This window comes from Oceanicaulis sp. MMSF_3324, assembly GCF_030733545.1.
GTDB lineage: Bacteria > Pseudomonadota > Alphaproteobacteria > Caulobacterales > Maricaulaceae > Oceanicaulis.
In genome coordinates, this window is sequence record NZ_JASHIU010000003.1 from 222,122 (window position 1) to 247,556 (window position 25,435).

General features: G+C 63.1%; 23 protein-coding genes. 10 read left to right on the forward strand and 13 right to left on the reverse strand.

The features are described from left to right. The first annotated feature begins 91 nt into the window (after positions 1 to 91). Positions 92 to 1,540, forward strand: coding sequence for a S41 family peptidase (locus RBA95_RS05505; RefSeq protein ID WP_306015819.1), 1,449 nt, complete (start codon positions 92 to 94; stop codon positions 1,538 to 1,540). A gap of 52 nt (positions 1,541 to 1,592) precedes the next feature. Then, on the forward strand, positions 1,593 to 2,501 hold the full coding sequence (locus RBA95_RS05510) for a hypothetical protein (protein ID WP_306015820.1): 909 nt from the start codon (positions 1,593 to 1,595) through the stop codon (positions 2,499 to 2,501). On the opposite strand, the gene RBA95_RS05515 is transcribed toward RBA95_RS05510, so the two are convergent. The 3 genes from RBA95_RS05515 to RBA95_RS05525 all read right to left on the reverse strand — a co-directional run bounded on the left by RBA95_RS05515 (position 2,491) and on the right by RBA95_RS05525 (position 4,534). Further along, on the reverse strand, positions 2,491 to 3,117 hold the full coding sequence (locus RBA95_RS05515) for a DUF1028 domain-containing protein (protein WP_306015821.1): 627 nt from the start codon (positions 3,115 to 3,117) through the stop codon (positions 2,491 to 2,493). The two genes, RBA95_RS05510 and RBA95_RS05515, sit on opposite strands and share 11 nt — an antisense overlap. A gap of 119 nt (positions 3,118 to 3,236) precedes the next feature. Beyond that, positions 3,237 to 3,659, reverse strand: coding sequence for a nucleoside-diphosphate kinase (gene ndk / locus RBA95_RS05520; protein WP_306015823.1), 423 nt, complete (start codon positions 3,657 to 3,659; stop codon positions 3,237 to 3,239). Between the two features lie 110 nt (positions 3,660 to 3,769). After that, positions 3,770 to 4,534 carry a DUF2268 domain-containing putative Zn-dependent protease gene (locus RBA95_RS05525; protein WP_306015824.1) on the reverse strand — a complete coding sequence of 255 codons (765 nt, stop codon included), beginning with the start codon at positions 4,532 to 4,534 and terminating at the stop codon, positions 3,770 to 3,772. Between the two features lie 156 nt (positions 4,535 to 4,690). On the opposite strand from RBA95_RS05525, the gene RBA95_RS05530 reads away from it, so the two are divergent. Together RBA95_RS05530 and RBA95_RS05535 are read left to right on the forward strand one after the other, a co-directional pair. Further along, on the forward strand, positions 4,691 to 6,571 hold the full coding sequence (locus tag RBA95_RS05530; RefSeq protein ID WP_306015825.1) for an ABC-F family ATP-binding cassette domain-containing protein: 1,881 nt from the start codon (positions 4,691 to 4,693) through the stop codon (positions 6,569 to 6,571). A gap of 128 nt (positions 6,572 to 6,699) precedes the next feature. Further along, entirely contained in the window at positions 6,700 to 8,316 is a 1,617-nt protein-coding gene (locus RBA95_RS05535) for an acyl-CoA synthetase (protein WP_306015850.1), read from the forward strand. Positions 8,317 to 8,319: 3 nt separating this feature from the next. Here the strand turns inward: RBA95_RS05535 and RBA95_RS05540 are convergent, their stop codons facing one another. From RBA95_RS05540 to RBA95_RS05560, 5 genes are all read right to left on the reverse strand, one after another. Then, positions 8,320 to 8,907 carry a zeta toxin family protein gene (locus tag RBA95_RS05540; protein ID WP_306015826.1) on the reverse strand — a complete coding sequence of 196 codons (588 nt, stop codon included), beginning with the start codon at positions 8,905 to 8,907 and terminating at the stop codon, positions 8,320 to 8,322. Then, positions 8,904 to 9,260, reverse strand: a complete 357-nt coding sequence (locus RBA95_RS05545; RefSeq protein WP_306015827.1) for a hypothetical protein — start codon at positions 9,258 to 9,260, stop codon at positions 8,904 to 8,906. The genes RBA95_RS05540 and RBA95_RS05545 overlap by 4 nt, the downstream gene beginning before the upstream one ends. A gap of 65 nt (positions 9,261 to 9,325) precedes the next feature. Continuing rightward, positions 9,326 to 9,628, reverse strand: a complete 303-nt coding sequence (locus RBA95_RS05550) for an I78 family peptidase inhibitor (protein ID WP_306015828.1) — start codon at positions 9,626 to 9,628, stop codon at positions 9,326 to 9,328. Continuing rightward, on the reverse strand, positions 9,625 to 10,074 hold the full coding sequence (locus RBA95_RS05555) for a DNA polymerase III subunit chi (RefSeq protein WP_306015829.1): 450 nt from the start codon (positions 10,072 to 10,074) through the stop codon (positions 9,625 to 9,627). Before RBA95_RS05555 ends, RBA95_RS05550 begins: the two co-directional genes overlap by 4 nt. A gap of 57 nt (positions 10,075 to 10,131) precedes the next feature. Continuing rightward, the gene (locus tag RBA95_RS05560) at positions 10,132 to 11,601 is read right to left on the reverse strand and encodes a leucyl aminopeptidase (RefSeq protein ID WP_306015830.1); all 1,470 of its coding nucleotides are present in this window, start codon (positions 11,599 to 11,601) and stop codon (positions 10,132 to 10,134) included. Between the two features lie 156 nt (positions 11,602 to 11,757). On the opposite strand from RBA95_RS05560, the gene RBA95_RS05565 reads away from it, so the two are divergent. From RBA95_RS05565 to rsmA, 6 genes are all read left to right on the forward strand, one after another. After that, on the forward strand, positions 11,758 to 12,882 hold the full coding sequence (locus RBA95_RS05565; protein ID WP_306015831.1) for an LptF/LptG family permease: 1,125 nt from the start codon (positions 11,758 to 11,760) through the stop codon (positions 12,880 to 12,882). Continuing rightward, the gene (locus RBA95_RS05570; protein ID WP_306015832.1) at positions 12,879 to 13,982 is read left to right on the forward strand and encodes an LptF/LptG family permease; all 1,104 of its coding nucleotides are present in this window, start codon (positions 12,879 to 12,881) and stop codon (positions 13,980 to 13,982) included. The genes RBA95_RS05565 and RBA95_RS05570 overlap by 4 nt, the downstream gene beginning before the upstream one ends. A 70-nt stretch (positions 13,983 to 14,052) precedes the next feature. Next, positions 14,053 to 16,224: an LPS-assembly protein LptD gene (locus RBA95_RS05575; protein WP_306015833.1), complete on the forward strand. Its 2,172-nt coding sequence runs from the start codon at positions 14,053 to 14,055 to the stop codon at positions 16,222 to 16,224. Positions 16,225 to 16,305: 81 nt separating this feature from the next. After that, entirely contained in the window at positions 16,306 to 17,541 is a 1,236-nt protein-coding gene (locus tag RBA95_RS05580; RefSeq protein WP_306015834.1) for a peptidylprolyl isomerase, read from the forward strand. Next, entirely contained in the window at positions 17,538 to 18,527 is a 990-nt protein-coding gene (gene pdxA, locus RBA95_RS05585; protein WP_306015835.1) for a 4-hydroxythreonine-4-phosphate dehydrogenase PdxA, read from the forward strand. Before RBA95_RS05580 ends, pdxA begins: the two co-directional genes overlap by 4 nt. Beyond that, positions 18,524 to 19,378 carry a 16S rRNA (adenine(1518)-N(6)/adenine(1519)-N(6))-dimethyltransferase RsmA gene (rsmA, locus tag RBA95_RS05590; protein WP_306015836.1) on the forward strand — a complete coding sequence of 285 codons (855 nt, stop codon included), beginning with the start codon at positions 18,524 to 18,526 and terminating at the stop codon, positions 19,376 to 19,378. Before pdxA ends, rsmA begins: the two co-directional genes overlap by 4 nt. Before the next feature lie 21 nt (positions 19,379 to 19,399). Here rsmA and RBA95_RS05595 read toward each other — a convergent pair whose 3' ends face one another. The 5 genes from RBA95_RS05595 to mltG form a co-directional block, all read right to left on the reverse strand. After that, positions 19,400 to 21,391, reverse strand: coding sequence for a S9 family peptidase (locus RBA95_RS05595; RefSeq protein WP_306015837.1), 1,992 nt, complete (start codon positions 21,389 to 21,391; stop codon positions 19,400 to 19,402). 108 nt (positions 21,392 to 21,499) lie between these two features. After that, a complete protein-coding gene (locus tag RBA95_RS05600; RefSeq protein WP_306015838.1) occupies positions 21,500 to 22,759 on the reverse strand; it encodes a DUF2254 domain-containing protein in 1,260 nt (419 codons plus the stop codon). Positions 22,760 to 22,821: 62 nt separating this feature from the next. Continuing rightward, complete coding sequence (gene gmk / locus RBA95_RS05605; RefSeq protein ID WP_306015839.1) at positions 22,822 to 23,478, reverse strand: guanylate kinase; 657 nt, start codon at positions 23,476 to 23,478, stop codon at positions 22,822 to 22,824. 5 nt (positions 23,479 to 23,483) lie between these two features. Then, the gene (locus tag RBA95_RS05610) at positions 23,484 to 24,365 is read right to left on the reverse strand and encodes a YicC/YloC family endoribonuclease (RefSeq protein WP_306015840.1); all 882 of its coding nucleotides are present in this window, start codon (positions 24,363 to 24,365) and stop codon (positions 23,484 to 23,486) included. A gap of 15 nt (positions 24,366 to 24,380) precedes the next feature. Then, positions 24,381 to 25,433 carry an endolytic transglycosylase MltG gene (mltG, locus tag RBA95_RS05615; RefSeq protein WP_306015841.1) on the reverse strand — a complete coding sequence of 351 codons (1,053 nt, stop codon included), beginning with the start codon at positions 25,431 to 25,433 and terminating at the stop codon, positions 24,381 to 24,383. Positions 25,434 to 25,435 lie beyond the last annotated feature (2 nt).

Genomic DNA, 25,435 nt, shown 5'->3' on the forward strand with positions numbered 1-25,435 from the left:
GGAAGTCTCGGTCATGGTCTTTTTGAGCCATCCGGTGTGCCTGAACCCGGCGTCCGCAAGGGGCGCAAGACCCATCAGAAGAGACTTATCCATGATCATGCGATCCCTTTTCGCCGGACTGTTCGCCAGCCTCCTGATCCCCGCCTGTCAGGCCCAGGACCTGATCGCGCGCGAGGACGCCCTCGCTGACGCCCATATCCTTTATAATGGGCTTCAGCAGGCTCATTATGACCTGTTCGCGACCACGCCCAAGCCGGTTTACGACCAGTATTATCGCGAATTGCAAAACGAGCTCGCCACGCAAGCGATGACTGTGCCGCAGCTGCATCGCGCTTTCCAGCGCTTCGCCGCCCACGCCCATATCGCCCATACCCGGATCGAAGGGCTCAATCCGGGCTTCTTCGATTATCTCGATGATGACAGCGCCCTGCTCTTCCCGCTGAGCTTTGAGGTGCGTGAGGGCGAGGTGATCATCACCCAGGCGCCTGCAGACTTTCCGGCGGCCCCCGGCGACCGGATCGTCTCGCTGGATGGCGCGACGAATTCAGACTGGCTGGCGCGCCTGACCCGCAATGTCTCGGCGGAAACATCGTCTCTGGCCTATGCCCAGATGGAGGGCAGCGAAGCCTATTATGTGTGGTTGGAATACGGGCCGCGCGATGCGTTCACGGTGGGGATTGAAACCGCGAACGGCCAGTCGCGCACGCTGGAGCTGCCCGCCATCACCTATGAGGCGCTGATGAACCGTGACGGGCTGGCGCGTGTGGATCTGAGCGGTCGCGACGCGCGCCTGCTGACCGAAGACATCGCCTATCTGCGCCCCGGCCCCTTTTACGACATCGAGGCGCAATCGGCCGAAACCGCCTATCTGCCCGAAGCCGTCTCCGCGTTTTCCGATTTCGTGGATGAAAGCTTTGAAAACTTCATTCAAGCTGGCGCGGAGGCTGTGATCCTGGACCTGCGCAACAATCCCGGCGGCAGCAACGCCTTTTCCGATCTGCTGCTGAGCTGGATTGCCGACCGTCCCTTCCGTTTCGCGTCGGACTTCCGCATCCGGATCAGCGAGCAAAGCATCGCCTCCAACCAGGCGCGCATCGACGCCGGGGACACCGGGCTCTCGCTGACCCTGGCGGAGTTGTATGACGGCGTCCCGCTGGGCGAGACCGTCAGTTTCGAGATCGACTATGTCCATCCGCGTGACGGCCAGCGTTTTGAAGGCCGGGTCTATGCCCTTGTGAACCGGCAGAGCTATTCCAACGCCGTGTCCGTCGGCGCCATCATCCAGGATTACGGTTTTGGCGACGTGATCGGTGAAGCCACCACCGACATGACCACCACTTATGGCGCCATGGAGCAGTTCACCCTGCCCCGCACCGGGCTTGTGGTCGGCTATCCCAAGGCGCTGATCATTCGCCCCAATGGCGATGAAACCGCAGCGCCGCTGATCCCGGATACGCGTCTGGCCACGCCGGACATTGGCGACACTGGCGATCGCGTATTGGCCGACGCCATCGCCCATGTGGAGCGGGCATTGCGGTGACACAGGCAAGGCTGTGACATAGGCTGAGCCGAAGGAGCAACGGGGGGCCAGAATGCATCCATACAAACGCGACCGGGTTCGCGCCTTCATCGCGCATCGATCACTCTGGACCCTCAGCGCCTGCTTCATCCTCTCCTATCCGGCCGCAGCCCTGATTGCGAGCGCGCCCTCGACCCTTTTGCGCCTGCATGATGGCCATCAAAGCGCGCTCGGTCATCTCTGGGCCCTGTCACGGGACACCCTGTCCTTCCTGTTTTCTCACGACGCCACGGCGCTCGTGAGCGACACCTATCCGGTCATCGTGATGTTTGTGTTGCATGGCTTCGCCATGCTCGCGCCGGGCTTCTTCTTCGGCGTGGTGGTGTTCAAATACTTCGTTCCGCGCAAGAAGCTGATCATCTGGAGCAAGCGGCTCGATCTCTTTGAACAGGGGAGCGGCCATGTGCTCTCGCCCATGTTCTACATTGCGTCGCGACTGGATATCGCCAGCCTCAATTTCACCGTCGTGCTGCGCGTTTACGAGAGCCGTTATGAATCGGGTGAGAATGGCCGCTATCCGCTCAAATCCACGCGCATTCACGCCAGCTGGAGCGAGATGTTCCTGCCCTATCCGTTCGTGCCGTCCACATTCGGCATTCCGATCGTCCTGTTCGATCCGGCCTCACCGCCGCAAACGCTGAAGCCCGAAACCGTCTATCTGGCGCTGGATGACAACCAGACTCTCAGCCGCCTGCTCTATGAGGATGTGGACGTCGACATCGCTCAGGGCGACTGGGCCGAGCTTCATATCCTGGCCCAGGGGCCAGTCCCGGAGCTGGATTCAAATCTGTGCGAAGCGACGACCTATGACCTGACCACGGCCTTGCGCACCACTCCGGGCCCACGCCCCCAGACGCCCTATAATCGGGATAAACGCGCCTTTGACGTTTCGCGTGAGGAATGGCGCAAATTCAGGAACTGACGGACGGTCCCGCCCAATCACGCACCAGTGCCGCCAGTTCATCCAGAGGACGGGGCGACGCATCCACACGAAGATCCACGCCGTAATGGGCCGCATTGCGTATGGATGTGACCCGCAGCCCCGCCGCCAGGCGTCCCCGCTTGTCCCCGCCCGCCGCATCGGCGGCGCGCGCTGCGCCCATGAGCGCATCGGTCAGGCTCTGGCCGTCCTTGATCAGGGCGCGGAATGCCCGGTCCAGCTCCTGAGCGGCGCCGGCCACAACTGTATTGGCGATCACCAGATGCGTCTCGCCTTGGATATGCACTTCGTCAGAGCCGGAGACAGAAGTCGGGCTGTGCGCCATCGCGCCGTGGCGATCAATGCAGCCCGCCTGAATGCGATCGGGCCGAACTGCCTGCGCCTTGAGCCGCTCCAGCACTTCACGTGCGGGCAGCCCCTCCATGAGATCAGCCACGGCCTGGGCGAGCAGAACCGGTTCGGACTCATACTGGGTCGCGAGAACGCCGGCTCCGGGCTGGGCACGCAGCACCACGCCGGCGACGCCCGGATACATGGAAAAGGTGACGCCTCCCATCTGGTCGTGTTCAGCGTCAAAGGCCAGCAAGGTCAAAGTCATGTTCGTCCAGCGCCCAATCCGTGCTGCGAAATCGGATTACCAGCCTAGCCAATGACGGCCCACAAAAAACCCCGGCGGATGGCTCCGCCGGGGTTCGTTTTCAGCTCTGCAGAGGCAGATTAGCCGACGATCTCGTCTTCAGAGAAGAAGAACGGGATTTCCTGAGCGGCGGTTTCCGGAGCGTCGGAGCCGTGCACGGAGTTGGCTTCGATGGATTCGGCGAACTCCTTGCGGATGGTGCCCGGCGCGGCATCTTCCGGATTGGTGGCGCCCATAACTTCGCGGTATTTCGCGATGGCGTCTTCACCTTCGAGAACCTGCACGACCACCGGGCCGGAGATCATGAAGCTCACGAGATCGCCGAAGAAGGGGCGCTCTTTGTGCACGGCGTAGAAGCCTTCAGCCTGCTCTTTGCTCAGACGGATGCGCTTCTGGGCGATGATGCGCAGGCCGGCTTCCTCGATCTTGGCGTTGATGGCGCCGGTGAGGTTACGCGCGGTCGCGTCGGGTTTGATGATGGAGAAGGTGCGCTGGATCGCCATGAGTGATCGTCCCTAACTGGCCCCTCTACCTTGGAGGGGTGAATGGATTTGCCGCGGCTTATAGCCATGCCGGGCGGGGATGAAAACCCGTGTCCGCCATTGCGGCTGAACTAGTTCGCGCTCAGCCCGTCAAATCCCGCCATCCGCCAGATTTCATCGGGCGTATAGGCGCTGAGTTCCACAATGCCGAGGCCGGAGCGCGTCATGGCCTGGCGCACCAGCTCCGCGCCGGTCCGATACCCGACCGCTTCCCGGCCATCGGGATGGGCGAACATCCACGCGCCGTAATCGGCGTTGCGCGGCAGGGCGCGGATCTCTTCGGACCAGGTCTTGAAGGTTTCCGTATCCAGCGGCGCATAGGCCGTCTCACGCCCCTCATACTGCTCGGCATAGATCTCCGCGAGCCCTTCATTGGCTGCGGCAATGGCGATTCCGGGGCCATAGGCGTTGTTCTCGATGGTCCAGCCGCGCGCCAGATGATGCATCTCGTGAAGACCTGTGCGCATGAGCCCGTCGCGCGCCGCCGCTTCAAGCCCGCCCGGATAGGTGACCGATAGTTCCAGGACCAGCCCGCCCGGACGTTGCGCCCGCCCCGTCACGCCGCCCAGCGCATCCACGCTCGGGCGATGGATGGGGTGTACCTCAATCGTCACGGCCTCGGTGAGCCTGGGGAAGTCCGCTTTCGTAATCTGATACGCGGCATACAGGGTCTCGGTGATCACGGCGCGTTCGGCGGGCGTGAACACATGATCCGCACCGGTTTCAAACTGGACGGAGACAGCCGCTTGCGCATTGGAAATCTGCTGGCTGGCGAGGGCCACCGCCGTCGTTCCCGACGCGCCCAGCGCAAGGGCGAGCATAAGAGTTCTGAACATGACCAACCTGTTTGTTGTGTGATTATGCCCTCCTGCCTACGCCCCGCCTGTTTGGCTCTGGATTACTGGCAGGTGACAAATCGGAAAGCGCCGCAGCAGGCTCAGGCGCGCAATCGACTTGCCCGGCGTCAAAGAGCGCGCTAACCGGCACGCCTTATGTTGCACATCAATGACCTCTCCCACCGCATTGACGGACGCCTATTGTTTGATCAGGCGACGCTGTTCCTGCCCGCCAAGACCCGCATGGGGCTTGTGGGACGCAACGGTACGGGCAAATCCACCCTGTTCCGCCTGATCCTGGGCGATCAGAGCCCGGATGACGGTTCGGTCAATGTGCAGCCCGGCGCCCGGATCGGCACAGTGGCGCAGGAAGCGCCTGCGGGTCAGACCTCGGTCATGGACTTCGTCCTCGCCGCCGATCTTGAACGCACCGCCCTGCTCGCCGAGGCGGAAACCGCAACCGATCCGCATCGGATCGCCGACATCCAGACCCGGCTCGCCGATATTGACGCGCATTCGGCGGAAGCGCGGGCAGGCGCGATCCTCAATGGTCTGGGGTTTGATACGAAGGACCAGGCGCGCGCCTGCGCCGAGTTCTCCGGCGGCTGGCGCATGCGCGTGGCCATGGCGGCGACCCTGTTCGCCCAGCCCGACCTTCTGCTGCTGGATGAACCGACCAACTATCTCGACCTTGAGGGCGCGGTCTGGCTGGAAACCCATCTCCAGAAATTTCCCGGCGCGGCCCTGATCATTTCCCACGACCGCGATCTGCTGAACGCGTCGGTGCATTCCATCGTCCACCTGAAAGACCTGAAACTGTCGGTCTGGGATGGCGGCTATGACCAGTTCCAGCGCCAGCTGGCTGAGCGGCAGCGCCTGCAGATGAAGATGGTGGAGCGCCAGGAGGACGAGAAACGCCGCCTGCAGGCCTTCGTGGACCGGTTCAAGGCCAAGGCCAGCAAGGCCAAGCAGGCCCAGTCCCGCGTCAAACGCATCGAGAAGATGCAGCCCATCGCCACCATGGTGGAAGATCCCGTCGCGCCGTTCGAGTTTCCGAACGCCGAGCGGCGCATGGCCAATCCGCTGGTGAGGTTTGATGAATGTGAGACCGGCTATTCCGAAGACAAGCCGATCCTGAAGAATCTCGGCATGCGCATCGATATTGATGACCGCATCGGTCTTCTGGGACGCAATGGCGCGGGCAAATCCACCTTCGCCAAGCTGCTGACCGGCGCCTTGCCCATCACCTCGGGCGCCATGCGCATGCACAAGAAGGCGGTGGTCGCCCATTTCGCCCAGCACCAGATCGACGCCCTGTCGCCGAACCATTCCGCCTACACGCATGTGCTCGAGCGCATGGAGGATGCGACAGAGGCCGAGCGTCGCTCCCGCCTCGCCCGCTTCGGCCTGCCCGCCAATCGCCAGGAAACGCCCGCCAAGAACCTCTCAGGGGGTGAGAAGGCGCGCCTTCTGATGAACCTCATCACCTTTGACGGCGCCCATCTTCTGATCCTCGACGAGCCGACCAACCACCTCGATATTGACAGCCGTGAAGCGCTCAAGGCCGCGATCAACGAGTTTGCGGGCGCGGTGGTGATCATCTCCCACGACCGGGATCTGATCGAGAGCTGCGTGGATCGGCTGTGGCTGGCCGCAGATGGCACGATCAAGCCTTATGACGGGGATGTGGACGACTATCGCCGCGAGCTTCTGGCGGGGGAAGCCAAGCCGCGCGACAAGTCCAGACCCATGGGCGGGCAGAAGACCCAGGACCGGCGCGAGGCCGCCGCCGCGCGCGAAAAACTCAAACCTCTCAAGGCGCAAGCGGCCAAATGGGAGAAAGAGATTGAACGCCTGAAGGGCGTGCTTGAAAAGATCGACGCGGGTCTCGCCGTGGATGGCCTCTGGGAGAAGGACCCCAATCTCGCGACCGAGCTGACCAAGAAGCGCTCAAAATGCGTCGATCTCATCGACGAGGCCGAGATGGCCTGGCTGGAAGCGGAAGAAGCCATCGAGGCGGCGCAGAGCGCGGTCTAAACCACTGCTGAATACGCCTAAAGTCGCGTGACCTTCGGTCGCCTTGCCCCTGTAGCTTTCCGGTGTCGGAATGGTCCGATCAAGACGTTTGTCAAAACGCGACCCCGGGGAGTTCTCAGTTGAGCCAGATGTATGACACGGGCCTGGACCGTAAGGCCGCCAACCATGTGCCGATCAGCCCGATCAGCTTTCTGACGCGCACCGCCCGCGCCTATCCTGAAAAGCTCGCCGTGATCCATGGCGATATCCGCCGCAACTGGGGCGAGGTGTATGAGCGTTCGGTTCGGCTCGCCTCGGCGCTGTCAAAGCGCGGGGTGAAAAAGGGCGACACGGTCGCGGTGATGGCGCCGAACATTCCCGCCTTCGTGGACGCCCATTTCGGCGTGCCCATGTCCGGCGCCGTGCTCAACGCGCTCAATATCCGGCTTGATGCGGAAGCCATCGCCTTCATCCTCAAGCATGGCGAGGCGAAGGTGATCCTGGTGGATCGCGAATTCTCCTCGGTCATCGCCCGTGCGGTGCAGGAGATCGACACCAAACCCCTGATCATCGATATCGACGACCCGCTGGCCGAGCATGGCGATCTGATTGGCGAGGTCGAGTATGAGGCCTTCCTCAAGGAGGGCGATCCCGAGTTTGATTTCCATCGCGCCGATGATGAATGGGACGCGATTGCGCTCAACTACACCTCGGGCACGACGGGCGACCCCAAAGGCGTCGTCACCCATCACCGGGGCGCGTATCTCAACGCCGTGGGCAATGCGATGGAATGGGATATGCCCCATTTCCCGGTCTATCTGTGGACCCTGCCCATGTTCCACTGCAATGGCTGGTGCTTCCCCTGGACCATCGCAGCCAAGGCGGGTGTCAATGTCTGCCTGCGCCGGGTCGAACCCTTCGCCATCCTCTCCGCCATCGCCGAGCACAAAGTCACCCATCTGTGCGGCGCGCCCATCGTGATGAGCATGATGATCCAGCTGCCCGAAAAAGAACGGCCGGACTTTGACCATCCCGTCGCGATGATGACCGCCGGCGCCTCCCCGCCCGCCACGGTGATTGCGGGCATGGAAGCGATGGGCGTTACCGTCACCCACACCTATGGCCTGACCGAGGTCTATGGCCCCTCCATCGCCTGTGCGTGGAAACCCGAATGGGATGATCTGCCGCTGAAAGAGCGCGCCCGCCTGAAGGCGCGTCAGGGCCTGCCGTACATCACTCAGGAGGACCTGATGGTCGCCAATCCCGAAACCATGGAGCCCCTGCCCTGGGATGGCAAAAGCCTTGGCGAGATCATGATCCGCGGCAATGCGGTGATGAAAGGGTATCTGAAGAACCCCGCCACCACCGAGAAGAGCTTCAAGGGCGGCTGGTTCCATACCGGCGACCTCGCCGTCACCCATCCTGACGGGCATGTGGAGATCAAGGACCGCTCAAAGGACATCATCATTTCGGGTGGCGAGAATATCTCCTCGGTCGAGGTGGAGGATGTGCTCTACAGCCATCCGGACGTGGCCGCCGCCGCCGTGGTCGCCAAGCCTGACGCCAAATGGGGCGAAACGCCCTGCGCCTTCATCGAGCTGAAGACCGGCGCCAATGTGAGCGAAGCCGACATCATCGAATACGCCCGCGAGCATCTGGCGCACTTCAAGGCGCCGCGCCTCGTCGTCTTCGGCGAACTGCCCAAGACCGCCACCGGCAAGATCCAGAAATTCATGCTCCGCGATCGCGCACGGGAGATGCATTAGGGGTTAAAGCAGAAGCTCTTCTGCATACAGCGAACGGATCCAGCCAGGCAGGGTCGGGCGAACGACCACACGAGCGCCCCGCTTGAACTCGAGACAGCGTTTGGGCGGGGTGTTCAGCCCTGAATTGTCATAGACAAAGCCCCGGTCCGCTTTCAGCACCGCCTGACGGATCAGGGCGCCGCAGCGCTCGAACCGGGCGCGGACCTTGTCTTCAGGCACCGGATGGCCCTGCTCGTCCACCCGCGCCTTGACCCGCGCAACGGACAGCTCGGGCGTCTCAACGCCCACATGCATGACGATCAGGGTGAAGCCCGCCGCTTTCGCCTCGTCCACGAGCGCCAGTTTGGAAGGATGAGAGAAGACGGTTTCGGTGACGAAATCACGCTTCTCAGCGATGAACGCTGCTCGTCGCTCACTGGCGATGCGCGCGGCTTCATAGGAGGCGTCGAGCGCGCCATCCTTCAGCTCATCTCGCTGGATCAGGTCGGCATTGATGAAGGGGCCGGAGAAGATCGACGCGACGCGCGTGTGATACAGGGTCGACTTGCCCGCCCCATTGGGACCGGCCAGCACAATCATGACAGGGGTCATGCAGCAGCGTCGGGAGTCTCGCGCACCAGCTCGCCGTTCTCATCCAGGCCGACGCCCCGGCCCAGCTGACGACGCCCCTCAAAGAACGCCTCTTCACCGTCGCTCGGCTCAGCCAGAGCCGCGGAGAAGGCGTCGAGCCAGACATCATGTTCTTCATCAGACAGGGTGCTGGGAGCCGCCTCGGCCGCCAGAACAGCGTTGATGCGGGCATGGTCGAAATTGCCCGAAGTCTCGATAGCACGGCCGATCCGCACCCAATGGGCGATCTGCCCGGCGATCGAGCGGCTTTGTCGTTCGGACTCGATCCGGACGAGCTTCATGATGTCATCACTGAGTTTGACAGACTGAGCCATGAGCGCCTCCTACCCCTAAGGTAGCATTTTGCTACCTCTTGAGCAAACGGCGTATTAGTCAGGCCCTACCCGCACTTCACTTCAATGATCGATCCGTCTTCGCCGACCACGATGTTCAGGCGGTCGGGGCGGTAATCCATGGTGACCGGATCGCCCTGGCCATAGACACGATGCGGACGCGGCAGGCTGTCGGTATGCACCCCGCCCACGGGCTGGCCGACCAGCACCTGATAGGCCTCGGCGGCGCAGAGCTGGGCCTCGGGCGTGGGCACGGGGCCCGCCCCGGCATCCGGGTTCACGGTCGAAGCGGTCGAGGCGCAGGCGGTCAGGGTCAGACCGGCGGCGAGGATAACGAGTGTACGGATCATGCTTTGCGCTCCCAGCGGCCCATTTCATTCTGACGCCAATAGCTAATCGCAATATCGGACTTTTTCTGGGCAGCCCAGAGCGCGCGGGCGCGCGCCAGGCTGGTTTCATCGCTGGCTTCAAACATCACCACCACCCGGTCCCAGGCGGACACATCGCCCGGATCGGCGCCATCGAGGCAAAACAGCATGCTGGCGGTGTTGGGATTGTCAGTGCGGTCTGACAGCACGATCGGCTGGTGCTCCACATGATCAGCGTCTGCGCGACCATGGGGCAGGAAGCTGTCATCGCGGAAGGTCCACAAATGACTGTCCAGATGCTCGAGCCGGCTCTCTTCCTGACTGCACACTACAGCGCGGCCGCCCCGCTCCATCAGCTTGGTCAGAAGTTCCGGCAACGCCTCGTCAACACTGGCGTTTTCCAGATGATAGAACCACAGCTCGGCCATGATGCGTCCTGAATGGCGACGCCCCCGGCGCGTGGCCGGGGGCGCTGCGAGAAGGCGTTAGCCCTCGTAGTTGTCACGCACCAGACGGTCCAGCAGGCGCACGCCATAACCGGTGCCGAAGGTGGGGATGCGCGGATCCTTGGAGCCGGCATTCATGCCGGCGCCGGCGATATCGATGTGGATCCAGGGCTTTTCATTGACGTGACGCTTGAGGAATTGCGCCGCGGTGATCGACCCAGCCAGACGACCCTCGCCCACATTCTTCATGTCCGCGTTCGGGGTGTCGATCTGACGATCGTATTCCGGACCGATCGGCAGACGCCAGACGGTTTCGTCGGACGCCTTGCCCGCTTTCTCCAGCTTGCCGACCAGATCGTCGTCATTGGAGAACACGCCCGCATGCTCATGGCCCAGCGCGATCAGAATCGCGCCGGTGAGCGTCGCCAGGTTGATCATGAATTTCGGATCAAAGCGGTCCTGGGTGTACCAGAGCACATCACCCAGGACGAGGCGGCCCTCGGCGTCGGTGTTGTGGATCTCGATGGTCTGACCGGACATGGATTTGACGATGTCACCCGGACGCTGGGCATTGCCGTCGGGCATGTTCTCGACCAGGCCGATCACGCCGATGACATTCGCCTTGGCCTTGCGACCGGCCAGCGCGGCCATCAGGCCGACCACCGCGGCGGACCCGCCCATATCGCCCTTCATTTCGTCCATGCCCTGGCCCGGCTTCAGCGAGATGCCGCCGGAGTCAAAGGTGACGCCCTTGCCGATGAAGGCGAGCGGCTTGTCGCCATCCTTGCCGCCATTCCACTTCATGATGACCATCTTGGATTCGCGCACCGAACCCTGGCCGACGCCGAGAAGCGCGTGCATGCCGAGCTTTTCCATCTCGGCCTCGCCCAGCACTTCAATCTCAAGGCCGAGCTTGCTGAGTTCCTTGCATTTTTCAGCATAGCTTTCCGGATAGAGAACATTCGGCGTCTCGTTCACCAGATCGCGCGCCATGGTGACGCCATGCGCCACCGGCGCCCAATCCGCCCAGAGCTTTTCAGCCGCATCCGCCTTGTCGGTGACGAATTCGAGGCTTTCGACGGACGGCTTCTTGTCGTCGCTGAGCTTGGTGCGATAGGTGTCAAAGCGGTAGGCGGCGAGATGGCCGCCCAGCGCGCCGCGGCACAGAAGATCGGCATCGCCGTCCAGGTGCACGGACACAGCCTTGGCGCCGGAGATCAGAAGCGACTTGATGACGCCCGCGATCGCTTTCTCTGCGCCATTGCCATCCAGCTTGGATTTGTCGCCCAAGCCGAAGAGCACGATGCGGGTCGCATCCACGCCCGCCGGCGCTGCAATTTCCAGAAGGTCGCCTGCGCCGCCCTTGAAGCGAGACGCCTCGATGGCGCGGGTCACCGCGCCGGACGTCGCCGAATCAAGCGCCTTCGCAGCGTCCGACAGGGCGCGATCAGCGAAGACCGGCGCTGCAATTGCATCACCCGAAGCGGAGGCGGCAAACGAGATTTTCATGGCAAACCTTTCCAGTATCAGCAAGATTTCGGCGCGCGAGACCCGCGCGGCCTGATGGAGAACTCCATGCGAGCAGTGGTATCGCATCCCAACCCGCGTTAGAAGATGCGGTCTTCATGATTGCGGACTGCCCGACCGACTTCACATTGGCGCCGAATGACCCTGTTTCAACGCTATACTTTCAGACAGGCGCTGTGGCCCTTTCTCGGTGCCATGGCGGCGCTGACCGGGCTGGCGGTTCTGACCCAGTCCCTGTCCAATCTTGATCTGATGGCCGAGCGCGGGGAAACCGCGCTGGTGCTGATCACCATCACCGTGCTGGCCATGCCGCAGGTGATTGCGCTGCTGCTGCCCATCGCCGTCTTCCTCGCGGTCGCGATTGCGCTCAATCGCCTGACCAGTGATTCCGAACTGACCGTCGCAGCCGCAGCCGGCATGAGCCGGTTCCAGCGGGTCAGCCCCTTTGTGCGGCTCGCCATCTATGTGGTTCTGGTCAATCTAGTGATCAATCTGTTCGTCCAGCCGGCCAGCTTTCGCCTGATGCGTCAGCAGCTGTTCGAGATTCGCACCGATCTCGCCGCCAGCTTCATGCGCGAAGGCGAGTTCGTGCCGCTGGGCGACCAGGTGACCTTTTATGTGCGCGAGATCAGCGATGACTCCGTGCTCAATGACGTGTTCATCATGGATGATCGCACCGGCCAGTCCGCCGCCTACGCGGCGCGGCGCGGCCGCATCGCCGCTTCAGAGCGCGGACCGGTCATGCTGCTCGAGGACGGCGTGCGCACCCAGGTCGACCAGTCCGGTGTGCTGACCAATCTCAGCTTTGACAGCACCAAGGTCGAGCTCACCCTGTTCGTGGACAACACCGCCTCGCTCTTTTTCAAGGAGAGCGACAAGTATCTGCCCGAGCTCCTGCGTCCCACCCCCGCCGACATCGCGCGCGCGGGCGGCAAGGGCCGACTCTATGCCGAAGGGCATTACCGGCTGTCCGCGCCGCTCTACAATCTCGCTTTCGCGCTGATTGCGCTCGCCGCCTATATGTCCGGCGAGCATCGCCGTATTGGCTATGGCCGCAATCTCATCATCGCCGGCGCCGGCGCCGTAGTTCTGCGCCTGGTCGGCTTCGCCATTCAGGCGGCGGCGGAATCCGATGACGGCATGAATGCGGTGCAATACCTCGTCCCCTTGATCGGCATTGGCGCCGCCATCGCCATCATCGGTCGACCGCGCCGCCGCGCCCCGCGCCCCGAACCGGCGCTCGAGGCGGAGGCCCAGACATGATTGGTCGTCTGTGGCGCTATCTGTTCATCCAGACGCTGATCGGTCTGATCGGCGCGGCTGTGATCATCACCGCCGTCATCTTGTTGATCGACTTTGTCGAAACCTCTCGCGATATCGGCACCCGAGTCGGCATCTCGCCTTTCCAGGCGCTGCATCTGTCGCTGCTCAAGGCGCCATTGCTGGTGCAGGACACCCTGCCCTTCATCGTCCTGTTCGGGGTGTTGTTCACCTTCTTCCGCCTCAACCGCCGGTCCGAACTGATCGTGATGCGGGCCTCGGGCTATTCCGCCTGGCGTATTCTGGCGCCGGTGGCGATTCTCGCCGCCCTGACGGGCGCGATCAGCACCCTGGCGCTCAATCCTCTGGGCGCAGCGTCAAACGCCCGGTTCGAGGCCACCCGCGAAGCCCTGTTCGAAGGCGAGGGCCAGTCCAGCGGTGCAGACCAGTCGGGTCCGGTCTGGCTGCGCGAGACCACCGCGACCGGCTACGTCATGATCACCGCTCAACAACAAGGCGGCGAAGACGCCAGACTGACCGAGCCGGTCTTTCGCCAATATGTCCTGTCCGAGACAGGGGCGCCTCTGCTCGATCGCCGGATCACGGCGGACGAGGCCGAGCTCAATGGCGGCTTCTGGAGCCTGACCAACGCGATTGAATACGCGCCCGGCGGACAAGCCTCCGAACTGGGGGATGTGGCGCTGCCCACCAATGTGGGCCGTCAGGCACTGTTTGAACGCGCCCGTTCACCCGGCGCAGTCTCATTCTGGCAGTTGCCGGCTGTCATCGCCTCGGCGCGGGATGCGGGGCTGTCCTCGCTGGCCTACGAGCTGCGCTGGCATGGCCTGCTCGCCCAACCGCTGATGCTGGTTGCGGCGGCGCTGATGGGGATCGCCGCCACCTTGCGGCTGCACCGACTGGGCGGGGCCGCCGGGTTCGCCGCCGCCGGGGCGATTGCAGGCTTTATTCTCTATTTCAGCCAGGAACTCATGCTGGGGCTGGGCGCCTCGGGCGCCATTACGCCCATGACAGCCGCCTGGACCACGCCGGCGCTGTTTTCACTGGCCGGTTTGTTTTTCATCGCCGCCACTGAAGACGGCTGATGCGTGGACGATGGCGCCCCAATCCGATACAGGACTTACTGGGGCTTGGCCAAGGGACTGAACACCGATCATGAAAGCGTTCTACCGATCTGCGGCGGCGGCCGCCCTTCTTGCGGCGGCGCCAGCGGCGATGGCCCAGTCCATCAGCAGCGATCGGGTCTATCTGGATGCGGACGAGCTGATCCAGGATCGCGAGCAAGGTCTTTATATTGCACGCGGAAATGTTCGGGTTCAGACCGGCGATCGCGTCCTGTTCGCTGAAGAGCTGACCTATAATCCCGCCATCAACCGGGTGGTCGCCAGCGGCGGCGTGCAGATCTTCGACGGGGCCGAACCGGCCCAGTACGCCGAGGAAGTCGAACTGAGCGACGATCTGCGCGAAGGCGTGGCGCGCGGTTTCACGACGCTTCTTGAAAACAATGGCCGGGCGGCGGCGGGCGCAGCCTTGCGGCGTCCCGACGGCTCGGTCGAGCTCTCAAACGCCTATTACACTGCGTGCGAGCTGTGCGAGGACGGCGAAGGCGAACCCACCTGGCGGCTGCGCGCCACGCGCGTGGTTCGCGACACCCAGAACAAGGTGATCTATTACCGCAATGTCCGCCTGGAAGTGCTGGGGCGGCCGATCCTGTATTCCCCGGTCTTCGCCCATGCCGACCCGTCCGCCGAACGCCAGTCGGGCTTTCTGTTTCCGGTTCTGAACAATTCGAACCGCCTGGGTTTCAGCTATCAGCAGCCCTATCTGTGGGCGATCGGCTCCTCCCAGGAACTGATCATCGCTCCGCGCTACATGGGCAAGGTGAACCCGCTCCTGCAGCTGGACTGGAGCCGACGCTTCTATTCAGGCGAAATGAACGTCCAGACGAGCTTCACCTATGAGCAGGAGTTCGATCAGGACGGAAAGTTCGGTGAGGGAGAACTGCGCGGCCATGTGTTCGCTGACGGCCTGTTCCGTTTCAATGAGAACCTGCGTTGGGGGTTTGGCGTCGAGGCGGTGAGCGAAGATCTCTATCTGCGCCGCTATGACTATGAGGAATCGCCTGATCGCGCCGACGGCCTGTTCACCATCGCCGACCAGCGCATGTTGCTCAATCAGCTGTTCTTCATCGCGGATGGAGAGCATTTCCACGGCGACGCCACCGCGATCCACTTCAACAAGCTGCAGCTCAATGTCGATGACGACACCCTGCCCTTCATTTCTCCGCTGATCCGCTTTGGCGCGGAACTGCCTCTGCCCAACTGGGCCGGCGACCTCGATTTCAGCTTCAACACCGTCAACCTCCATCGCAATGCGGGCGATGACTATACGCGCGCCAGCCTGGGGCTCGACTGGAGCCGTCCGACGATCCTGCCCGGCGGCCTGCGTGCGGAAGCCTTCGCCATGGGGCGCGCGGATGCGTACGCCTTCAACGAAACCGACGCCACGGGCGAAGAGATCGACCAGACCAACACCACGCGCGCCCTGGGCGCGGCGGGTCTGGATCTCAGCCTGCCGTTTGTCCGCCCCGGTCAGAACGTGAACTGGCTGATCGCGCCGCGGGCTGCGGCGATCTTCGCCAGCAGCGACAATGCCGACCAGACCCCGGTGAATGTGGACAGCACCTCGATCGAGTTCCAGCAAAGCCAGCTCTTCGACGCCGCCCGCGCCAATGGCTATGATCTTTGGGAGGACGGCGCCCGGATTGATGTGGGCCTGACCGTCGCCGCAGACTGGGACAGCGCCCTGCCCGGCGAAGTCGAGGTGTTCGCCGGTCGCAGCTTTCGCCTGGATGGCGATCAGCGCTTTCCGGCCTCAAGCGGCCTCGCTGACGATGATTCGGATTGGATCGGTCAGATCCAGATTGATCTGGGCCAGTTTGACCTGGATGCGCGGGCCCGGATCGACTCAGAAAGCCATGAATTGAACCGGCTGGACCTGACCACCGGGTTCGAAGCCTGGCGCGTCTCCATGAATGCGCGTTACACGCGCCGCACGGACGCCGCCTCCACCCGCCAGCTTGAAGAACTCACCGCCCAGGCCGGGTTCGCGCTCACTGATGAATGGTCGGTGATCTATAACGGCGTCGTTGATCTTGAAGAGAACGAGATTCGCCGACAGCGCGCCGGTTTGCAGTATCGAGACGAATGCACGAATCTGCGCGTCCTGTGGGAACGCGACAATATCGACGTCGCCAATCTGGGGCCGAGCAACTCCGTGAAACTGGAGATCGTCCTGTTCACCCTGGGCGGGCTGAGTGAAGATTAACGCCTTACACGCAGTCCGGCGATTGCGTCGGCGCCGTGTATCGGTATCTTGCCTGAACACCTCTAACCCTATGGTTCTTACATGGCGTTCCGACTCGCGCTGACTATCCTCGCCGGCATCGCAATGGTGACCGCTGCGCCCACGGCCTCCGCCCAGCAGGTCGAAGGCATCGCTGCTGTCGTGAACGATCAGCCGATCACCACGCTGGACGTGCGCAACCGCATGCGCCTGATCATTTCCTCGGCTGGCGTCCAGCCCACCGAAGAAATGCTGACGCGCATCCAGGACCAGGCCATTCGCGGTCTGGTGGACGAGACCTTGCAGCTTCAACAGGCTCAGCAATTCGAGCTGGAAGTGGATGAGGCCGAGGTTGACGACGCCATCGCCGATATCGCCGCGCGTTCCGGCGCGACGGTCGAAGAGGTCGAAGCCGACCTGGCGGCCAGCGGTATCGACATCAATACGCTGCGCCAGCAGGTGAAAGCGGACATCGCCTGGCAGATCCTGGTCAGCGGCCGCTATCGCTCACGCATCCGCATTTCCGATCAGCAGATTGAAACCGCGCTGGATCGTTTCATCCAGTCGGCCTCCCAGCCGCAATACCGACTGGGTGAAATCTTCATCGAGATCACGCCGCAAGGCGGTGAGGAACGGGCCGTCGGCATTATCCAGACCGTGTACGAGCAATTGCGTCAGGGCGCGCCTTTCCAGGCCATCGCCAGCCAGTTTTCTGACGCCGCAAGCGCCAGCTCTGGCGGTGATACCGGATATCTGCCGCTGTCGGGCATCAACGCTCAGGTCGCTGAAACCGTGACCCAGATGGAGCCCGGCCAGATCTCAAACCCGATCCGGATTCCCGGCGGGTTCCAGATCATCGCCTTGATCGACCGACGAGAAGGTCAGGTCATCGAACAGCTGACCCTGGCCCAGATCACCATTCCCAACTCCCGTCTCACCGACGAAAATCGCTCAGCACTGAGCGAGGCGGCCGCGCGTGTCTCGAGCTGCGACGCTCTGGATACGAGCATGGGCGAGATCGACGGCGCCTTCGTGACCAATCTGGGTGAAGTCGGCGCCAATGCGCTGGTGCCGACCATTCGCGAAGCCCTGGACGGGCTGGAGCCGGTCGCCGCCACACCGGTGCTGGATACCGCCGCCGGCGCCCAGGTCTTCGTTCTGTGCGACAAGGCTCTCACCGGCCCTGGCGTGCCCAGCGCGGATCAGGTCGAGAACCAGTTGGTCAACCAGCAGCTGTCTCTTCTGTCCCGTCGCTGGCTGCGTGACCTGCGCCGCGACGCCACCATCGAGATCCGGTGAGCCGCGCGCCACTGGCCCTGACCCTGGGTGACCCTTCCGGGGTGGGCCCCGAACTCAGCCTGAAAGCCTGGCGCGAACTCCGCGATGCGGATTTGTGCTTCGTCGTCTATGGCGATCCGGAGCCGCTGATGGCTGCGGCCCGCCTGCTTGACATGCCGCGCCCGGAACTCGTCAGTTCAACAGACGAAGCCTGCAAGGTGTTCAGCAACTTCCTGCCGGTCATCGCGCTGGACTCGTGTGAGCAGGCGGCTGAAAACGCGGTGCGTTCGATCGAAGCCGCGGTGGACGCGGTCAAGACGGGACAGGCCAGCGCCGTCGTCACAAACCCCGTCTCCAAATCGCGACTTTACGATATCGGCTTCGCCTTTCCCGGACATACCGAGTTCGTCGCCCATCTGACGGCGGACCTCGCCATGGAGGGCGCACGCGGACCGGTTATGATGCTGTCGGGCGGTGGATTGAGAACCGCGCTTGTCACCATTCACACGCCTCTGATGGCGGCGATCCAGTCGCTGACGCCTGAAAAGGTGGCGCACACCGCGCGGGTCGTCCGCGATGCCCTCAAACGCGATTTCGGCCTTGATGCGCCCCGTCTGGCGCTGGCCGGGCTCAACCCTCATGCCGGAGAGAATGGCGCGCTTGGCCATGAGGAGCTGGATATCCTGGCGCCCGCGCTGGATCAGCTGCGGGCGGAAGGCATGACCATTTCCGGTCCCCTGCCCCCCGACACCATGTTTCATGAAGAGGCACGCGCGCACTATGACGCGGCGGTCTGTCTTTATCACGATCAGGGCCTGATCCCGGTCAAGACGCTGGACTTTCATGGCGGCGTGAACATCACCCTGGGCCTGCCGATCATCCGCACCAGTCCCGATCATGGCACCGCCTTTGATATCGCCGGACAGGGCATCGCCCGTCCGGATAGTCTGATCGCTGCCCTGCGCCAGGCCGACGCTATGGCGCGCTGCCGCGAGGCGGCGGCATGAGTCTCGATCAACTGCCGCCCCTGCGCGAGGTGATCGCCGAACATGGTCTGGGCGCGGACAAGCGCTTTGGCCAGCATTACCTTCTGGATCTCAACCTGACCGCCAAGATCGCCCGCCTGTGCGGCGACATGTCCGAGGCCACGGTGTTTGAAGTCGGCCCCGGACCGGGCGGCCTGACACGCGGCCTTCTGAGTGAAGGCGCCGCGCGGGTCACCGTGATCGAAAAGGATCGCCGCTTCATCCCGGCGCTGGAACAGATTTCCGACGCGGTTCCGGGCCGGTTCTCGATCATCGAGGCGGACGCCCTGAAAGTGGATGAGAGCGCGCTGCCCCATGAGGGCGCGCGAATCCTCGCTTCCAACCTGCCCTATAATGTGGGCACGGCGCTGTTGATCAAATGGCTGCAGGCGGATCCGATCTGGTGGACCCGGCTTGTCCTGATGTTCCAGAAGGAAGTCGCCGAACGCGTGGTGGCCAAAGCGGGCGACAAGCAATATGGCCGCCTGGCCATTCTGGCCTCGGCTGTCGCCAAGTCGCGCTACGCCTTCACCGTGCCCGCCCGCGCCTTCACGCCGCCGCCCAAGGTGGACAGCGCGGTGGTGGTGCTCGAACCCCTGCCCGAAGACCAGCGCTTCACCGACCTCAAGGCGTTGTCGATCGTCACCGAGAGCGCGTTCGGCCAACGCCGCAAAACCTTGCGCAAATCGCTGGGCCCCGCGGCCAGCCAGACATCACACAGTGCAGAGGCCTTGCTGGAGGCAGCTGGCATTGATCCGGGCGCGCGCGCGGAAACCATCGCCCCCGAGAGTTTCTTCACCCTGGCGGAAGCCTGGCGCGCGGCCAGGGCCTGACCCTGACCGCGCGAGAGCGTCTTACTCTTCAGATGCGGTCGTTCCACCGCCCAGGTGCTCATCGAGGAAGTCCAGATAGGCTTCCGATGCCGTGATGCGGTTCTCGCGGCGACGGAAGCCATGGCCTTCATCGGGAAAGAGTACGTATTCCACCTCCGCCCCGTTCTCCCGGGCGGCGGCGACCAGCTCATCGCTTTCCACCTGCAGCACGCGGGGATCATTGGCGCCCTGCACCACCAGCATGGGGCGGACGATCTGATCCGCATGGAACAGCGGCGAGATGGCGCGGTGGCGTTCGGCGTCCGTCGCCGGATCGCCCATCTCGTCATACAGCGCCTCGCGGAAGCTGGCCCACCAGGGCGGAATGGATTCCAGGGTCCGGACCCAGTTGGTCACGCCAAAGATATTGATGCCGGCGTCAAACTCTTCGGGATGAAAGGTCAGCGCCGCTGCCGCGATATAGCCTCCATAAGATCCGCCGATGACAGCCACCGCATCGTCCCGCACCCAGTCGAGCGAGCGCAGATAATCGCCCGCCGCCACGATGTCACGCAGATCTTCCTCGCCATGGCGGCGATCATCCATGTGGTAGAAAGTCTTGCCGTAGCCCGATGAGCCGCGATTGTTGGCGGCGTAGACGGCATAACCGTTATTGACGAGATGCTGGATCGCCGCGCTGTACCCCGCGCGGCTCTGACCGCCCGGACCGCCATGCACCCACACCAGCGCCGGAACAGGCGTATCCGCACTGGCATTGTGCGGTCGATACATGATGCCTGGGATGGTGACGCCATCAAAGCTGTCAAACCGGACCACTTCGGCCTCCACAAGGTCATGGGGCTCCAGCTCAGGATTGAGCGCTTCTGTCAGCTGGCGGTGCTCACCGGTCTCAAGGTCCACCCAGTGAATATTATTCGGAGCCACCGAGGAGGTGACGCCAAAGGCCATCTCGGTCTCATCCGCATTGAAGCGGACGCCCGCCAGGTCACCCGAGGGCACGCTGTCGGGCAGGCTCACGCTCTGGCCCGCTTCGGTGTCCAGCACGGTCACATCGGTGAAGCCGTCATTGTTCACAGCGCTGATGCGATACCGGCCGCTGGGCGAATAGCCCACATACATGACATCCCAGTCCGCTTCGATCAGCGGCGCGCGTTCGCCCGTATCGATATCATACGACCAGGCCTGGTTCCATTCGCCATGCTCGTTAGTGGCGTAGATCAAGGCCGAGGAATCCGCCGTGAAATCATAGGCGCCATAAGCGATATTGCCGTCATGCTCGGTGATCAGGACCGGCGCTTCATCCGAACTCAGATTCGCCAGAAGAATGTCGCTATCCGCCGAAGTGCGCGCACGGGTCAGGGCCAGCCAACGTCCGTCCGGGCTGATCGCTCTGATCTCCAGCGCATCAGAGTTCTCGAAGACCAGGGTGCGCTCATAGGTCTCCGCATCATAGGCATAAAGGTCGAACGCGCTGGAATCGCGCTCATTGGTGGCGATCCAGAAGGCCGAGCCATCCTCGGACCAGCCTGCAAAGCTCGCCTTGACGTTCTCGCCCGGGGTCAGGTCCACCAGCTCGCCTTCAGAGTGACGCACGAACACATGGTTCAGCTCATCCCCGCCATTGTCGGCCGTGACAAGAATCCGCTCGTCATTGGGAAACCAGGTCAGTGCGAAAGTCGCGTCGGTTTCGGACGTCGTCAGCGCCCGCTTGGTCCCGGTTTCAGGGTTCAGCGCATAGGCGTTGAACACGCCGGTCTCATCGGAGGAGATCAGAATGTCCCCGCTCAGATGCGAGAAGGCGTACCCGCCGCCACCCGCGATCGAATAGGACGTGGTGTTGAAGAAGACTTCGGCCGAATGGCCCAGCGTGGGCTCGGCCTGGGTTTGCGTCGCCGTCGCACTCGTCGCCGCCGTTTCCGTAACAGCGCCCGATGTGGCGATGACTGTGCCTTCCCCACATGCGGACAGGGCGAAGACACTGGCGACAATCAGCAGGCTGCATTTGAAGGTCATTATTCCCCTCCCCGGGATAGGATGAACAGATACGCTACCATGCGGGGAAACCGAGTCGAGCCGGTATTGAGTCGCGCCAAGGGGCCTTGGCATCGCCCATGACGCCAATCAGCCCAGAAAACCCATCCGGTCTGCTGACTGCTTGAGACGGTCGCGATCGCCTTCAAACTCGACGGTCGCCATGGCGCGCGACAGAATTTCTCGCGCCAAGGTCTCGACATCCTCTTCATAAAGCGCCCGATCCTGCGCCTTGAGCCCGGACAGCGCGCTTAACAGGGTCTGGGTGATGACCGGGCGATCGGCGCCATCAAAGGCGATGGGATGAAAGCCGCAGCGCAAGGCGCGCCGCACCGCAATGCCGGGCAGGAAGATACGCTGGTCCGGCGCATGCGCGTCCTTGTTCGACTGTCGGCGTTCATCCAGCGTCAGCGCCCATTTGTGCAGAACACGCTCTATGGCGCGAATGACATGGATCGCCGTGCCCGGATCGTTGACGCCGGGCGAGAGCGCTTTCGAGGCGATTTCGGACAGGACCGTCAGGCCGAAGCAGGGATCGGAGTGAAAGTCCCGGTCCGAACCCAGATTGAAGCAGGCGCACAAGGCGTCTTCACACGCCGGATCCACCGCTTTGGACAACCGGGCCAGAGGCGCGCCCGCATCGGCGAAATCGCCGGGCGCGGCCTTCACGACGAGCTTGAGATCCAGACGCTCACACAGGCTCTGAAGGTCTTCCAGAGCCACGTTCTGCACAAAGCCGGGCGTCTTGGGGTACAGGTCGACCCCGTCCCTGAATTCAGGCAGCTTGGGCACATCCCTGGCCACCGGGGCGTTATCAAATGCGATTTGCGCGGCGTCTTCCACGCGCCGGATCGCCTCGGTGACATCACCCAGTCGCGACAGGCGTTGAAGCCAGCGGATCAGGGTCGCCACCACGATCACCACCAACAGAACGGTCAGACCAAACAGGATCATCCGCCCGGCGGGCGAATACAGATCGAGCCGGGTGCCGATCACGCCCAGAAGACTGAACAGGAAAGCGCCGATGAAGGTGGAGATGGCGTTCTGGGCCGCCGCGTCCTCGACCAGCAAGGTCCGGGCCCGGGGAGTGGCCGAACTCGAGGCGGACTGGAGCGCGGACACCATAGTGGAAAGCGAGAAGATCGCCACCGCCAACAGGCTGGAGGCGAGAATGGTCAGCACCGCCTCATTGGTCTCCGCCGAGATCAGTTCCTTCCACTCGAACGGCAGGAACGGATCAATGATCGGGGTCAGGAATACGGTGAAGGCCGCGCCGGCGGCATAGGCGGCGGGACGCAACCAGATCGACCGGAGCACGCGATTGACGAGAAACTCGGCCCTGGACAGCATGGTGTCGGACGCCCCTTGAATTCACTCAGCAGAGCTTAACGCGCAATCTGGCGCGCGGTTCCCTACTCCTCCATCAACGCGTCGACAAAACCTTCGAGCCAGGGGTGACGGGAGCGTTTCAAACGTTCGGCGTGCAGAATCAGGCTGAGCTTCTCAAGCGCGCGGGAGAAGTCGTCATTGATGACGACATAATCATACTCGCTCCAGTGCTCGATCTCGGCCTTCGCCCGGTTCATCCGGCCTTCGATGATCTCATCGCTGTCCTGGGCGCGCTTGTGCAGACGATCCCTGAGAAGCTTCAGCGAGGGCGGCAGGATGAAGACCCGAACCACATCGGCCGGCGCGCTCTCAGCCAGCGCCTGGGCGCCCTGCCAGTCAATGTCGAAGACCACGTCCCGGCCTTCGTCGAGCGCCTCCTCGACCGGGCCTTTCGGGGTGCCGTAATAATGGTCAAACACCTTGGCCCATTCATAGAACTCGTTCGTCTTCGTCTTCGCGATGAAGTCGTCCTGTTCCATGAAGTAATAGTCTTCGCCATGCTTCTCGCCCGGACGCGGATCGCGCGTGGTGGCCGACACCGACAGCACCAGATCCGGGTTCATGGTCAGAAGCCGTTTGGAAAGGGTCGTCTTGCCCGCGCCGGACGGGCTGGACAGGACCAGCATGAAGCCGCGACGCTGGCCGCGGAAGACCGGACCGGTCAGATGATCACCCTGCATGGCGCTTACTCCACATTCTGGACCTGCTCACGCAGGCGGTCGACGGTCGCCTTGAGCGCCAGTCCGATATTGGTCAGCTGGGTGTCCGCGGATTTCGAACACAGCGTGTTGGCTTCCCGATTGAATTCCTGGGAGAGGAAATCGAGTTTGCGGCCACAGGGTGATCCGCCGTCAATGAGGGCGTGAGCGCTGTCGATATGGGCCTTGAGCCGATCGAGCTCTTCACGCACATCCGCTTTCACCGCCATCATGGCCGCTTCCTGCGCCAGACGGTCCGGATCCACGCCGCCGGACATCAGCTCGTCCAGCTTGGCCTGAAGCCGCGCCTTGATGGCGTCCGGCATAGCCGCCGCGCATTGCGCCGCCTGTGCGCGCAGATCCGTGATTTCTTCCAGATGCCCGTTAAGCACCGAGATCAGGGCCGAGCCCTCTTCAAGCCGCGCCGCCTTGAGGTCATCGAGCGCGGTTTCCACCACCTCGACGACCGCTGCGTCACGCGCTTTCGCCTCGTCTTCATCAAGGGCTGTGTCTTCAGAGGTGATCACACCCTTCAGCGCCAGCAACTCACCCACGGACGCCGCCCGCACGCCGCCCTTGTCCACAAGATCCTGGGTGGCCTTGATATAGGCTTCGAGCTGGGCGCGATCGATGCGCGCCGCGCTCTCCCCTTCGGGATTGGCCAGTGTCACATTGATCGAGACCGATCCGCGATTGAAGCGCGCCTTGGCCAGCTCCCGGATCGGGGTCTCAACCGTATCGAGCCCCTGCGGCAGACGCAGGCGGACATCCAGCCCCTTGCCATTGACCGAACGGGCTTCCACAGAAATGGAGCCGTACGCGCCCGACCGTTCGGCTCGGGCGAAACCTGTCATGCCTGACAGCGTCATTGCGATTACCTCCCGCTAGCCCCCTTGGGCGCGTTCGCGTTCGATCCGGCGCCATTGCGCCACGTTGCGGTTGTGCTCGGCCAGGCTGGCGGCGAAAGCGTGCCCGCCCGTACCATCCGCCACGAAATACAGATACCGGCCTTCCGGCGGGTTCAGGACCGCAGCGATGGCGTCCCGTCCCGGATTGGAAATCGGCGTCGGCGGCAAACCGTCGATCTGATAGGTATTGTAGGGATTATCAGCATTGTCGAGCTCGGAGCGCCGAATGCCGCGCCCCAGCGCTTCGCCCTGGGAAATGCCGTAAATGATGGTCGGATCGCTCTGAAGCCGCATGCCGCGACGCATGCGGTTCACGAAGACCGACGCCACCATCGGGCGTTCATGAGCGATACCGGTCTCCTTCTCCACCACGGAAGCAAGGATGATCGCCTCTTCGCGCGTGTCAAAGGGCAGGTCTTCGGCCCGGTTCGGCCACAACTCGTCCAGAAGCGCGTCCTGCGCCGCTTCCATGCGATCAATCAGCGCCTGGCGGTCATCGCCCCGGCTGACCAGATAGGTTTCGGGCAGCAGGGCGCCCTCTTCGGGTATGCGGGTGATCTCACCGGTCATGACCGCGCTCGCCTCGACGATGCGCACGATCATGGCTGTGGTCAGCCCTTCGGCCGCGGTCACCGGATACTGAATGGTCTGCCCCGAGCGCAGTATGTCGTAGATCTGCGCCATGGACGCGGCTTCGGGAATGGCGAATTCGCCCGCCTGAAGGTCGCGATCCCCGCCATCAATCATGACCATGAGGCGGAACAGGCGCGCATCGTCGACAAGGCCTTCGCGCTCGAGCTGATTGGCGATGGAGATCAGGCCCGAACCGCGCGGCAGTAACACGGTTTCTTCCGCGCCCGCAGGTCCGGGCGCGACGAATTGCTGGTTGATCCAGACCCAGCCGCCATAGGCGGCGCCGGCGGCCAGCAGCGCCAGGACCACAAGGATCCCGAGCAGCCACAGCAACAGGCGCGCAAAGCCCCCGCGCTTCTTTTCAAGTTCAGAGGCGGGGGATTGCGTCTCGCCCATTC